Source organism: Thioclava sp. 'Guangxiensis', assembly GCF_045348365.1.
GTDB lineage: Bacteria > Pseudomonadota > Alphaproteobacteria > Rhodobacterales > Rhodobacteraceae > Thioclava > Thioclava kandeliae.
On sequence record NZ_CP155822.1, the window covers coordinates 2,420,130 to 2,433,306 of the forward strand.

The following is a 13,177-nucleotide window of genomic DNA, read 5'->3' on the forward strand; positions in this document are numbered from 1 at the left end:
TGCGTAACGCAGAGGTGGTTGAACCGGCACGGGACGCCGCCTATCTATTGCTGGACTAGGGAAGAGACGGGGCTGCCTATCCGGGGCCGGTGCTCTTTCGCCATATAAGGAATGACCATGACCGAAATCTCCTCGCAAACCCATCCGGTCCTGCCGCTGCGCGATATCGTTGTGTTCCCGCATATGATCGTGCCGCTGTTTGTGGGCCGTGAAAAATCGGTGCGTGCGCTGGAAGAGGTGATGGCCGAAGATCGTCAGATCCTTCTGGCCAGCCAAGTCGATCCCAGCGTCGACGAACCCGATACCGATGGCATCTTCCGCATCGGCGTTCTGGCAAATGTGCTCCAGCTCCTCAAGCTGCCCGATGGCACCGTAAAGGTGCTCGTCGAGGGTAAAACGCGCGTGCGGATCACCGAATTCGTCGAGAACGAAGAATTCTTCGAAGTCCATGCCGAGGCGCTTGAGGAAGTGCGCGGCGATGAGGAGACGATCTCCGCGCTTCTTGGCTCGGTCGCCGAAGAGTTCGAGCGTTATGCCAAGATCAAGAAGAACATCCCCGAGGAGGCGCTGACGGCTGTCTCCGACACGCATGAGCCTGCCGAACTGGCAGACCTTGTTTCAGGTCATCTAGGCCTTGAGGTCGGGCGCAAGCAGGAGCTTCTGGAGACGCTCGACATCTCGGCGCGCCTGGAAAAAGTCTATGGTCTGATGCAGGGCGAGGTCTCGGTTCTGCAGGTCGAGAAAAAGATCAAGACCCGCGTCAAGAACCAGATGGAGAAGACCCAGCGCGAATACTACCTGAATGAGCAGATGAAGGCCATTCAGAAGGAGCTGGGTGACGGCGAGGAGGGTCAGAACGAGATCGCCGAGCTGGAAGAGAAGATCGCCAATACCAAGCTCTCGAAAGAGGCGCGCGAGAAGGCTGATGCCGAGGTCAAGAAGCTCAAGAATATGAGCCCGATGTCGGCCGAGGCGACCGTTGTGCGCAACTATCTCGACTGGATGCTCTCGATCCCATGGGGCACAAAATCGCGCGTCAAGAAGGATCTTGGCCGTGCCGAGGACATCCTCAACGCCGATCACTACGGTCTGGAAAAGGTCAAGGAGCGCATCGTCGAGTATCTCGCGGTACAGGCCCGTTCGGCCAAGCTGAAAGGCCCGATCATGTGCCTTGTCGGCCCTCCGGGTGTGGGTAAGACCTCGCTGGGCCGGTCCGTTGCCAAAGCCACGGGACGCGAGTTCATCCGCATCTCGCTGGGCGGCGTGCGCGACGAATCCGAGATCCGCGGTCACCGCCGGACCTATATCGGCTCCATGCCGGGCAAGATCATCCAGGCGCTCAAAAAGGCGAAAACCACGAACCCGCTCATCCTGCTCGATGAAATCGACAAGATGGGTCAGGACTTCCGTGGCGATCCAGCCTCGGCCATGCTCGAGGTGCTCGATCCCGAACAGAACGGCACCTTCGTGGACCATTATCTGGAGGTCGAATATGACCTCTCGGATGTCATGTTCCTGACCACGGCCAATAGCTACAACATGCCGGGCCCGCTTCTGGACCGGATGGAGATCATCTCGCTGTCGGGCTATACCGAGGACGAGAAGCTCGAGATTTCCAAACGTCACCTGCTGCCCAAGCAGGTGAAGGCGCACGGGCTGAAGAAATCCGAGTTCGAGATCGAGGATGAGGCGATCACCGATATCGTGCGTTACTATACGCGCGAGGCCGGTGTTCGGAGCCTCGAGCGCGAGATGGCCAAGGTGGCGCGTAAAGCCGTGACCGAGATCATCAAGTCCAAAGGCCAGACCAAGCATATCGATGTCGATAGCGCCAAACTGGAAGAGTATTTGGGCGTGAAGAAGTTCCGCTATGGCCTGGCCGAGAAGGAAGATCAGGTGGGGGTCGTGACCGGCCTTGCCTGGACCTCCGTGGGGGGCGATCTCCTGCATATCGAGGCGCTGCGTCTGCCCGGTAAGGGCCGGATGAAGACCACCGGTAAGCTGGGCGATGTGATGAAGGAATCGATCGATGCCGCGTCGAGCTATGTCCGCTCGATCGCGCCGGAGATCGGGGTCAAACCGCCGCGCTTCGAGCAATGGGATATCCACGTCCACGTCCCCGATGGCGCAACGCCGAAGGATGGCCCATCGGCCGGTCTGGCGATGGTGACCTCCATCGTTTCGGTGCTCACCCAGATCCCGATCCGCAAGGATATCGCGATGACAGGTGAGGTGTCCCTTCGCGGGAATGCGATGCCGATCGGTGGCCTGAAAGAGAAACTCCTCGCCGCGCTGCGCGGTGGCATCAAGACCGTGTTCATTCCCGAGGAGAACGAGAAGGATCTGGCCGATATTCCTGACAATGTGAAGGAAGGGCTGAAGATCATTCCCGTGACCCATGTGCGCGAGGTTCTGGAACAGGCGCTGGTGCGCAAGCCCGAGCCTGTCGAATGGGACGAGGAAGCCGAGGAGGCCGCCGCTGCCGCCAAGGCCGCTTCGGAGGCCACATCGGGGCAGGGCGCCATCGCACACTGAACCTTGAACGGATGCTGGAAAGGCGCGGGGCTTCCCGCGCCTTTTCCATTTGCCACTGCAGCAATTCCCGCTAGCCTGAAAGGTGCCGGTGCTGATTCAGCGTGGCCGGCAGAAAAGGATTCTGGATATGTCCTCAGACGACACTCAAACCGCCGAAGGTCTTGCGGCGATGCCCGTCGATGCCGATGCCGCGACGCCGCCGCAGGCCCAGCTGGCGCTTCGCAAGAAGGATCTGGTCGATCGCGTGGTCGAGCGCAGCGGGCTGAAAAAGCCACAAGTCAAAGCCGCGCTCGATGCCCTGCTCGAGGAACTGGGCGAGCAGCTGGCCGAAGATACGCCGCTGATCCTGCCGCCTCTGGGCAAGCTGCGCGTGACGCGGCGTGACGCCAAGGGGCAGGGCGAGGTTCTGGTGCTCAAACTGCGCCGCTCCGCACCGGCCTCCCATGGTGCAGGCGACGACGAAAAAGAAGTGTGAAAAACTTCACATAGCCTCTTGCGCCCCCGAGCGCGGGAGGCTAAACACCGCGCCACGGAGGGCGATTAGCTCAGTGGTAGAGCGCATCGTTCACATCGATGATGTCGGGGGTTCAAATCCCTCATCGCCCACCATCCCTTCCTTTGAGTATGTGGCAAGTAATTTTTTGCCTTGTATCATGCGCAGCGCGCATGTCGCACTTTGCTATGCGAAATATCCGAACGCTTTCTATCGCGCCCTCTAATGGGTGATTGCTGGATTTCCTGAAGTTAGCCGTGAGTAGGAAACCGCGCAGCTGGTATGCCTCTTGCTGCAGCGGGCAGCTCCCGCTGATCGAGATTGCAACATACCTAGTTGCCTCGCAGGAATGCGGATCAAGATGGAGCGTGCGCTCCAGACCAGTTTCCAAATCGGTTTGGATGATTGTTTAGCCCTCGTTTACTTGGCTGTGGCGAATCCTGAAGGGCGTCATGCCGCCAGCAATAGGGCGCAGGGCTGATCGCGCGCCAGGCCCGCACACATCTACCGCAGATCCACGATTCGATCTTTCAAGGCAGCAGCAGGTTGCACTGCTCCGCCATAGCCAGCGGCAGGCATTGTTTTTCGCTGATCCGGAGAAATACACTGCCACTACCAAGTTGCTCGGCGCCGCTATCCTCGACAGTCGCAGTCCGGGTTTTCCCGACTATCTCACCATGACGGGCCGTGACCGCATCGTCGGCCAGAAAGACCCGCGAGCCTGCGAGAGGCAAGTTGATATATCTGTAAAATTGGGGGGTAGTGGCGGACAGGAAGGGATTCGAACCCTCGAGACGGTTCCCCGCCTACACACTTTCCAGGCGTGCGCCTTCGACCACTCGGCCACCTGTCCGAGGGGGTGTCTAATTAAAACGAACGGGGCGTGCAAGAAGGTTTTTTCAAAAATGTCATTTCTTTTTTTCAAGCCCTTAGAAAGCAATCCTGCACGCGTTCTTGTTTTGCCATGCGCGGGAATTTAGGGTGGGAAAACAGCGAATGGGATCATGGGATACCCCTGTTGAACCACGCAGTATCTAGCCGACGGGATTGCCATGCCAGACGATATCTCCCCCCAACCGCGGCTTGGTTTGCGCCGCGAACCGCGCCAGCTGACCAATACTCTTCTGGGAATCATCGCCTTCGTATTGATGCTGTTCCTGCTGACGCAGGCGCGTTTCGTGCTGATCTCGCTGGCGATCGCGATCATCCTGTTTTCTCTGACCTCCGAGGCAATCAATGCCATCGCGCGGCTCAGGATCGGGCCCGTGCGAATCCCGATGTGGCTGGCCTCGATCTTTGCCATGGTGCTGATCGCGACCGGTTTGATTTCGGCATCGGCCTTTATTTTGGCGCAGGCCAATCAGGTGCTGACCCTCGCGCTGACCTATACCGAACCCGCACAACGCGCCATCGCCCAGATCTTCAGCTGGATGGGGGCCGATGTGGAGCAGGCGGTGTTGCAATATATGCAGAATATCAAGATCGGCGGTTACCTGACAGCACTTGCGGGGCAGGCTTCCTCGCTGCTTTCCGGCGCGATCCTGATCACACTGTTCGTGGGCTTTCTCTTTGTCGAGCGGATCTGGTTCCGCTCGAAGCTCCTGAGCCTTCTGGGCGGTGAAGGGGCGCGGGCGGACCGGATCGCGGCCATGGTCGAGCGTATCATGCAACTGGTGAACCATTACCTGCTGGTGAAAGCCATCGTCTCCGCCGCCACGGCACTGGCGGTCTATGCGGTCTTCTTCTTCGGCGGGCTGGAGCTGGCACTGCCGGTGGCGATTCTGACCTTCTTCCTGAATTTCATTCCCTCGATCGGCTCGATCATCGCGACCGTCATTGCGGGACTTGCGGCCTATATCCTGACCGGCGATCTCACCTCGGCCTTTATTGTCTTCGCGATTGCGGGTGGCATCCAGTTCGTAATCGGCAATATTATCGATCCTATGCTGATGGGACATGCGCTGCGGCTCTCGAGTTTCGGCATCATCATCTCTCTGGCGTTCTGGGGAGCCGTCTGGGGTCTGCCGGGGATGTTTCTGGCGGTCCCGATCATGGTGGCTCTGATGATTTCCTGCGCCCATTCGCCGACGCTTCGCCCGCTGGCGATTCTTTTGTCGCGCGAGGGACTACCGGATTGATTTGGTTTCCTCTCTTAGGTTCACATTCCGTTCTTGAAACGTGATCACGCTCATCAAGAGCCATGCCCGCAAGGGAGTGCGGCAATTTTGCCAAGCACCCCTTGCAGAAAAGTCACTTCTAAAAGATTTCTCAATTTAACCAAAGCCATGCGTCCTATTCCTGAGTTTTCGCATCAGGGCGGTTCCATCACATTTTGCACAATGAGCAGATTTTCGCCGAGCTTAGTTCTCCTCACTTTCCCTTAACGATGTTTTTGGGCACAAAACTCCCGTGCTCCGAGCCAGATCCGAACCGGCTAGGCGTGCCCATAAAAAACAGTCGAGGTCCCGAGCGTGACAGGCGTTCTTTCCACTTTGCGTGGGCCGGCACTTGCTGCCGCAGCCCTACTATCTCTTGCGGCTTGCTCGTCAAAAGGCGATCTGGGCCAGATGAGTTCGATGAATTTTGCTTCGGCGCGGATGGATCGTCAGGCAACGATCGGCCTCGATCCGGCTCGCCGCGACGCAGCCGTGCAGATCGCGGCAGCAATGCGAGCCAAGGGCGAACGCGTCTGGTGCGTGCCCTTCGCCCGCAATGCAAGCGGCATCGAGCTTCGCGGCAATGCACGCACCTGGTGGGGTCAGGCCGACGGGTCCTACCTGCGCCGCCACAGCCCGGCACCCGGCGCGGTGATGGTGTTCAAGGGCACCAAGCGTCTGCCGATGGGGCATGTGGCCGTGGTGTCCAAGGTCGTCGATAGCCGCAAGATCCTTGTCGATCACGCCAATTGGAAGCGCAATCAGGTCTCGCTCGGCATGGAAGTGATCGATGTCTCCGCCAAGAACGACTGGTCCGAGGTGCGGGTCAAATCCACCAAAGCCGCTTTTGGCAGCGAATATCCGGTCTATGGCTTCATCCAGAACGTCCATCGTGGCTGATATCAGACCCCACCCATCGCGGTGGGGTTTTTGAATCCAACTCATATAGTTCTTGACCAATATGAGTTGGATTTACATTTCGCGACGGGCTATGTAACCCACTCTGGAACCAAAGGAGTGCTGTCAGCCGTGTCCCGTAAAGCCATGACCCGTTCTGCCGTTTTTGACCAGATCAGATCCGCCGCCAAAGACCGTATCCTGATCCTCGACGGGGCGATGGGCACGCAGATCCAGAAGCTCCATCTGTCAGAACCCGATTTCCAGATCTCCGAACGCAGTGGTCCTTTCGAGGCGCATCTCGAGGGCAATAGCCATCCGCAGCAGGGCAATAACGACCTCCTCAACCTGACGCTGCCCGAAGCGATCGAGGAGATCCATTACAAATACGCGATGGCGGGCGCCGATATCGCCGAGACGAATACCTTCTCGTCCACCACGATCGCACAGGCCGATTATGCGCTTGAAGGCGCGGTCTATGACCTGAACTTCCAGGGCGCGCGTCTGGCCCGCAAGGCGATGGATCGCGCCGAGGCCGAGGATGGCCGTAAGCGATTTGTCGCAGGCGCTCTTGGACCGACCAACCGCACCGCATCGATCAGCCCCGATGTGAATAATCCCGGCTACCGTGCTGTTACCTTTGATGATTTGCGCATCGCCTATACGCAGCAGATCAATGCGCTCATTGATGGTGGCGTCGATATCCTTCTGATCGAAACGATCTTCGACACGCTTAACGCCAAAGCTGCGATCTTTGCCTGCGAGGAGGTCTTCGTCGAGCGCGGGATCGAGATGCCGGTGATGATCTCCGGCACGATCACCGACCTTTCGGGGCGCACGCTCTCGGGGCAGACGCCCGCGGCTTTCTGGAACTCGGTTCGTCATGCCAGCCCGCTGACCATCGGCCTGAACTGTGCGCTAGGTGCCGAGGCGATGCGCGCGCATATCTCCGAACTCTCTGGCGTGGCCAACACGCTGATCTGTGCCTATCCCAATGCCGGTCTGCCCAACGAGATGGGCGAGTATGACGAGTCGCCCGAGCATATGGCCGAGCAGGTCGCCAGCTTCGCGCGTGATGGACTTGTCAATATCGTGGGCGGCTGCTGCGGCTCGACTTTTGATCATATCCGCGCCATCGCCCAAGCCGTGAAGGATATCGCCCCGCGCGAAATCCCCGAGCCTGCGGTCCTGATGCGCCTGTCGGGGCTCGAGCCCTTCACGCTGACCTCGGATATTCCCTTCGTCAATGTGGGCGAGCGGACCAATGTCACGGGCTCCGCCAAATTCCGTAAACTGATCACCGCCGGCGATTATGCAAGCGCTTTGGATGTGGCCCGCCAACAAGTCGAGAACGGCGCGCAGATCATCGACATCAACATGGACGAGGGTCTGATCGACTCGAAGGCCGCGATGGTCGAGTTCCTGAACCTGATTGCTGCCGAGCCCGATATCGCCCGCGTGCCGATCATGATCGACAGTTCCAAATGGGAGGTGATCGAGGCCGGTCTGAAATGTGTGCAGGGCAAGGCGATCGTCAACTCGATTTCGATGAAGGAGGGCGTCGAGGCCTTTGTCCATCACGCGCGCCTCTGCAAGGCTTACGGTGCTGCCGTGGTGGTGATGGCCTTCGACGAGCAGGGGCAGGCCGATACTTGTGCCCGCAAGGTCGAGATCTGCCAGCGCGCCTATAAGATCCTCACCGAGGACGTGGGCTTTGCCCCCGAAGACATCATCTTCGATCCCAACGTCTTTGCTGTGGCGACCGGCATCGAGGAGCACGACAATTACGGCGTCGATTTCATCGAGGCCACCAAGATCATCACCGAAACCTGCCCGCATGTGCATATCTCGGGCGGCGTCTCGAACCTGTCCTTCTCCTTCCGCGGCAACGAGCCCGTGCGTGAGGCGATGCACGCGGTCTTCCTCTACCACGCCATTCAAAACGGTATGGATATGGGGATCGTCAATGCGGGGCAGCTTGCGGTCTATGACCAGATCGATGCCGATCTGCGCGAAGCCTGCGAGGATGTGGTTCTCAACCGCACGCCCGCCAATGGCGGCTCGGCCACCGAGAACATGCTCGAGATCGCCGAGAAATATCGTGGTCAGGGCGGTGCCAAGGGCCGTGAGAAGGATATGACGTGGCGCACATGGGGCGTCGAGAAGCGCCTCGAGCATGCGCTGGTCAATGGCATCACCGAATTCATCGACGAGGATACCGAAGAAGCCCGTCAGAGCGCCGAGCGTCCGCTGCATGTGATCGAAGGCCCGCTGATGGCGGGGATGAACGTGGTAGGCGATCTCTTTGGCGCGGGCAAGATGTTCCTGCCACAGGTGGTAAAATCGGCCCGTGTGATGAAACAGGCCGTGGCCGTGCTTTTGCCCTACATGGAAGAAGAGAAGCGCCAGAACGGCACCACGGAAAGCGAGGCGGCCGGTAAGGTCCTGATGGCGACCGTAAAGGGCGATGTGCATGATATCGGCAAGAACATCGTGGGCGTCGTGTTGGCCTGCAACAATTATGAGATCATCGATCTGGGCGTGATGGTGCCCGCCGAGAAGATCCTCGAGACCGCCAAGCGCGAGAAGGTGGATATCATCGGGCTCTCGGGGCTCATCACGCCCTCGCTTGACGAGATGGTGCATGTGGCCTCCGAGATGGAGCGGCTCGGCATGGATCTGCCGCTGCTGATCGGCGGGGCGACCACCTCCAAGGTGCATACCGCCGTGAAGATCAATCCGCGCTATAACAAGGGGCAGGCTATCTATGTCACTGATGCCTCGCGCGCGGTAGGTGTGGTCTCGCAACTGCTGTCCAAGACGCAAAAACCCGATTATGTCGCGAGTATTCAGGCGGATTACGCCGAGACGGCCGAGAAACACGCCCGTGCCGAACTGGCCAAGAAGCGGCTGTCATTGGCGGATGCCCGCGCCAATGCCTATAAGGCCGATTTTGCGGATTATACACCCAAAGCGCCCAGTTTCCTTGGCACCAAGACCTTTGAAAACTGGGATCTGGCCGAGCTGGCCCGCTATATCGACTGGACGCCCTTCTTCCAGACCTGGGAGCTGAAAGGCGTCTATCCGAAGATCCTCGAGGACGAGAAACAGGGCGAGGCAGCGCGGGCACTCTTTGCCGATGCACAGGCGATGCTGGCCAGGATCATTGACGAGAAATGGTTCACGCCCAAAGCGGTTGTGGGCTTCTGGCCCGCCAATACGGTGGGGGATGACATCCGTCTTTATACCGGCGAGGACCGCGGCACCGAATTGGCGACCATGCACACGCTGCGCCAGCAGGTGACCAAACGCGAGGGCCGCCCCAACGTGGCGCTGTCGGATTTTGTCGCACCCGAAGGCAGCAAGGCCGATTATCTGGGTGGCTTCGTGGTGACCGCAGGCCCCGAGGAGCAGGCGATTGCGGAGAAGTTCGAGGCCGCGCATGATGACTATAACTCGATCCTCGTGAAGGCATTGGCTGACCGTTTTGCCGAAGCCTTCGCCGAGCGCCTGCACGAGTTTGTCCGCAAGGAACTCTGGGGCTATGCTCCTGACGAGGCCTGCGACAACGCCGCTCTGATTGCCGATAAATATGACGGTATCCGCCCAGCACCGGGCTATCCGGCACAGCCCGATCACACCGAAAAAGAGACGCTTTTCAAGCTCCTGGACGCGACTTCTCAGACAGGGGTCGAACTGACCGAAAGCTATGCGATGTGGCCCGGTTCGTCCGTGTCGGGGATCTATATCGGCCATCCGGAAGCCTATTATTTCGGGGTTGCACGGGTCGAGAAAGATCAGGTCGAGGATTATGCCCAGCGTAAGGGCATGGACCTGTCCGAGGCCGAGCGCTGGCTTGCGCCGATCCTGAACTACACGCCGAAAGCGCCCGACGCCTGATGGCAGTCCCGCGCTATGCGATCTATGCCGTCCCCGAAGGCGTGTTTTACGCACGGGGGGCGGCATGGTTGGGTTGGGACAGCGCGGCGGGCAGGGACATCGCGCAACCCGCGCTGGCGGGTCTATCGCCGGAAGTGACCGCACGGCCTGCACGTTACGGGTTTCACGCAACGCTTCGTGCGCCCTTCGTCCTGCAAGACGGGGTCAGCTATGAAGACCTTGTAACACTGTGCAAAAATCTCGGCCGGAGCTTGCCCGCTCTGAGCATCGGGCCGCTACAGCTCGTTCGGCTCGGACGGTTTCTTGCCCTCATTCCTGAGCCACAACCGGAAATTACCGCGTTTGCCTCAGAGATCGTGCGCAGAACCAACGACATCCGCAAGCCTCTTTCGGAAGAGGAAATCGAAAGACGAAGCTCGGATCGCTTCGGGAGTTCTGATCGGGACTATTTGATACGCTGGGGCTATGCGCATGTCATGGACCGGTTCAAACTGCATTTCACGCTGACCGACAAGCTGGGGAAAACGCAGCTCGACACCTTGGAGTCCGCCGCGACAGATTGGTTCCAAAGCGCTTTGAATGACCATCTAGCCATCAATTCGCTGTGTATTATGGGCGAGGAACCGCATAGCAAACGTTTCCGGCTTCTCCACAGGATCTCTCTCAAAGGCTGATGAGGCGCGGGTGCTCAGGCGCCCCAAGACCGGACCGGACCGCAATCCATATGCACGAAGTTCGAGCGACTGTATTTGCCGACGCCCCCCGCATGGCAGGCCATGGCCGCTTTATACATCTGGTTGACCGAACGCGACTTGAGCCGCAGATCTGCTGCCTGACCGCGCATATGGAGGGAGTTCCGGGCCACGCCGCCGGACCGCGAGCGCAACATCGCATTGGTCTTTGGAGAACGATACCCCGAAAGCATGATATAGGGCTCTTGGATATCCATCAGATTATGCGAGGCTGCGGCGATATCGATCGTGCGGCGGTCGATCGTTTTCTTTGTGCCGGTACGCCAGTCCCGCATGAAATGGGTGATCTCGTTGAGCGCATCGTCGATATATTCACCATCAATCCAGTAGACTGTATTGATGCTCTCACCTGTGCGGCCCGAATACATGCGGATACGACGCACATCGCCCGCGCCGCGCAAAAAACCGAACGCATTGGACATGGTAGGCGCTGCGACGACTGCGGTAGCTGCAAAAGCCCCGAGAAGACCACGGCGGGTGAACAATAGGTTGCTTGCCATTTTTATGCCTGCCTAAGTTTTTTTGCGCGCCGCTTATCTGCGACTTTACGCGTGCCTCTCGTCAGATCGCGATCACGTTAGGTCCCCCACGTCTTCGCGATCAACTGTGAATTCTCTAGTTAACGAATGGTCAACTAGGATTTAGGCGGAAAATTGCCACTCATGGCGCCACAAGGGGACGATTGTTGAGGTAATGCGACATAGTTGCCATGAAAATGGTTAACAAAGCCTTGATGCTGGACATTCGTGATGCTGCGCGCGATCCCTCATGTAGAATGTGCAGATGACTTTCAGCAGGCGGACGATGATCGATTCTCTCAGATATGCGGGTCTGGCCGGCTTATTGGCGGCGTCCTTCGGCAGCAGCCTCCATGCCCAGACCAATCTCGCAACAGTGGCCGGTGCGGTGCCCGCATCGCAGATAACCATCTCCGGCTTCATGCAGGCCGTGGCCGAAGGGGCGACCGACCATCCGGCGCTTGTACAGTTCTATTCCGCACGCGACTACCAGCCGATATGGACCGGCGCAGGCGATGCCTCCCGCCGCGCCGCCTTTTTCCGCGTGCTGGATCAAGCTGGCGCTCAGGGGCTTCCGAGTGAACGCTATGACGCGCAGGGGCTGCGTCAGGCCTTTGGCGAGCTGCGCTCGGAACGCCAGCGCGGGCAGCTCGAGATCCGGATGTCGGAAACTTTCCTACGCTACGCACAGGATCTCTCGCGCGGCATATTAACGCCCAAGAAGGTCGACCCGACGATCGTGCGCGAGATCGACCGGCCCGATAATCTTACCCTGATCCGCGCATTCAGCCAGAGCCAGACGCCTCTGGCATGGCTGCATGCGCTCGCGCCCCGCAGTCCGGCCTATGCACAGCTCGTCAAAGCCAAGCTCGATCTCGAGACCACGATTGCCGATGGTGGCTGGGGGCCCGAGGTCCATGCCGGTATCCTGCGACCTGGCGCCCAAGGGGATGCAGTCATTGCGCTACGCAACCGGCTTCAGAATATGGGGTATCTCGGCTCCCATCCGACGGCCAGCTATGACGGCGCGATGCAGAAGGCTGTCCAGCAGTTTCAGGAGGATCAGGGGCTGATCACCGATGGCGTGGCCGGAAGCTCGACTCTCGAGGCGTTGAACGCGGCCCCTCAAGAGCGGCTGAAATCCGTACTTGTGGCGCTTGAACGGATGCGCTGGATGAACGGCACTGATCTCGGCAAGCGCCATATCTGGGTCAATATCGCCGATTTCTCGGTCAGGGTTGTAGATGACGACAAAACCACGTTCAAATCGGTAACGGTCGTCGGCCAGAGCACGCCAGACCGCCAGACGCCGGAATTTTCCGATATGATGGACCGTATGGTGATCAATCCGGCATGGCATGTGCCGCGGTCTATCGTGACCAAGGAATATCTTCCTATGATGCAGCGCAATCCGAATGCGGCGGCACAGCTGCAGCTGGTGGATTCGCGCGGGCAGGTGGTGCCGCGTGGCGCGGTGAATTTTAGCCAGTATACCGCCAGCAGTTTCCCCTTCGCCATGCGCCAGCCACCCTCGCAGCATAACGCTCTTGGTTTGGTGAAGTTCTTGTTCCCGAACAAGTATAACATCTATCTCCATGATACGCCGTCGAAATCTCTGTTCTCGAAAGAGCAGCGCGCTTTCAGCCACGGCTGTGTGCGTGTGGGCGAGCCATTTGAACTGGCCTATACGCTGCTCGCGCCCCAGACCGACAACCCCAAGGCCTATTTCCAGCGCATTCTCGAGAGTGGCAACGAGACAACCGTGAAGCTGACACCGCCGGTGCCCGTGCATTTGGTCTATTTCACTGCATGGCCGAATGCGAAGGGCAAGATCGAGTATCGCCGCGACGTCTATGGCCGCGATGCACGCCTTTACGCCGCCTTGCACAAGGCCGGGGTGGAATCTGCCGCGCTGACGAATTAAGT

At 59.0% G+C, this 13,177-nt stretch carries 8 protein-coding genes and 2 tRNA genes; 8 read left to right on the forward strand and 2 right to left on the reverse strand.

The features are described from left to right. Positions 1-117 precede the first annotated feature (117 nt). The 3 genes from lon (at position 118) to ABEB22_RS11985 (ending at position 3,144) form a co-directional block, all read left to right on the forward strand. On the forward strand, positions 118-2,535 hold the full coding sequence (lon, locus tag ABEB22_RS11975) for an endopeptidase La (protein ID WP_406870383.1): 2,418 nt from the start codon (positions 118-120) through the stop codon (positions 2,533-2,535). 127 nt (positions 2,536-2,662) lie between these two features. Next, positions 2,663-3,010, forward strand: coding sequence for an HU family DNA-binding protein (locus ABEB22_RS11980; RefSeq protein ID WP_339112601.1), 348 nt, complete (start codon positions 2,663-2,665; stop codon positions 3,008-3,010). Between the two features lie 59 nt (positions 3,011-3,069). Continuing rightward, positions 3,070-3,144, forward strand: a tRNA-Val gene (locus ABEB22_RS11985). A 647-nt stretch (positions 3,145-3,791) separates the two neighbouring features. Here the strand turns inward: ABEB22_RS11985 and ABEB22_RS11990 are convergent. Further along, a tRNA-Ser gene (locus ABEB22_RS11990) sits at positions 3,792-3,881 on the reverse strand. 199 nt (positions 3,882-4,080) lie between these two features. Between ABEB22_RS11990 and ABEB22_RS11995 the strand changes: the two genes are divergently transcribed. The 4 genes from ABEB22_RS11995 (at position 4,081) to ABEB22_RS12010 (ending at position 10,655) form a co-directional block, all read left to right on the forward strand. Beyond that, positions 4,081-5,166: an AI-2E family transporter gene (locus ABEB22_RS11995; RefSeq protein ID WP_339112600.1), complete on the forward strand. Its 1,086-nt coding sequence runs from the start codon at positions 4,081-4,083 to the stop codon at positions 5,164-5,166. A 429-nt stretch (positions 5,167-5,595) separates the two neighbouring features. Next, positions 5,596-6,084, forward strand: a complete 489-nt coding sequence (locus tag ABEB22_RS12000) for a CHAP domain-containing protein (RefSeq protein ID WP_339112599.1) — start codon at positions 5,596-5,598, stop codon at positions 6,082-6,084. 144 nt (positions 6,085-6,228) lie between these two features. Beyond that, the gene (gene metH, locus ABEB22_RS12005) at positions 6,229-9,981 is read left to right on the forward strand and encodes a methionine synthase (protein ID WP_406871150.1); all 3,753 of its coding nucleotides are present in this window, start codon (positions 6,229-6,231) and stop codon (positions 9,979-9,981) included. Continuing rightward, positions 9,981-10,655 (forward strand): DUF1045 domain-containing protein, encoded by a 675-nt coding sequence (locus ABEB22_RS12010; protein ID WP_406870384.1) that lies wholly within the window; start codon positions 9,981-9,983, stop codon positions 10,653-10,655. The genes metH and ABEB22_RS12010 overlap by 1 nt, the downstream gene beginning before the upstream one ends. 14 nt (positions 10,656-10,669) lie before the next feature. On the opposite strand, the gene ABEB22_RS12015 is transcribed toward ABEB22_RS12010, so the two are convergent. Next, positions 10,670-11,233, reverse strand: coding sequence for a DUF882 domain-containing protein (locus ABEB22_RS12015; protein WP_339112597.1), 564 nt, complete (start codon positions 11,231-11,233; stop codon positions 10,670-10,672). A gap of 304 nt (positions 11,234-11,537) precedes the next feature. On the opposite strand from ABEB22_RS12015, the gene ABEB22_RS12020 reads away from it, so the two are divergent. Beyond that, positions 11,538-13,175, forward strand: a complete 1,638-nt coding sequence (locus ABEB22_RS12020) for a murein L,D-transpeptidase (RefSeq protein WP_406870385.1) — start codon at positions 11,538-11,540, stop codon at positions 13,173-13,175. The last annotated feature ends 2 nt before the right edge of the window (positions 13,176-13,177 follow it).

What these genes read in the sequence shown, in the direction of transcription:
- ABEB22_RS12010 (WP_406870384.1), top strand. Translation starts at nt 9,981, where the DNA reads ATGGCAGTCCCGCGCTATGCGATCTATGCCGTCCCCGAAGGCGTGTTT.
- ABEB22_RS11980 (WP_339112601.1), top strand. Translation starts at nt 2,663, where the DNA reads ATGTCCTCAGACGACACTCAAACCGCCGAAGGTCTTGCGGCGATGCCC.
- ABEB22_RS11995 (WP_339112600.1), top strand. Translation starts at nt 4,081, where the DNA reads ATGCCAGACGATATCTCCCCCCAACCGCGGCTTGGTTTGCGCCGCGAA.
- ABEB22_RS12015 (WP_339112597.1), bottom strand. Translation starts at nt 11,233, where the DNA reads ATGGCAAGCAACCTATTGTTCACCCGCCGTGGTCTTCTCGGGGCTTTT.
- ABEB22_RS12000 (WP_339112599.1), top strand. Translation starts at nt 5,596, where the DNA reads ATGAGTTCGATGAATTTTGCTTCGGCGCGGATGGATCGTCAGGCAACG.
- ABEB22_RS12020 (WP_406870385.1), top strand. Translation starts at nt 11,538, where the DNA reads ATGATCGATTCTCTCAGATATGCGGGTCTGGCCGGCTTATTGGCGGCG.
- lon (WP_406870383.1), top strand. Translation starts at nt 118, where the DNA reads ATGACCGAAATCTCCTCGCAAACCCATCCGGTCCTGCCGCTGCGCGAT.
- metH (WP_406871150.1), top strand. Translation starts at nt 6,229, where the DNA reads ATGACCCGTTCTGCCGTTTTTGACCAGATCAGATCCGCCGCCAAAGAC.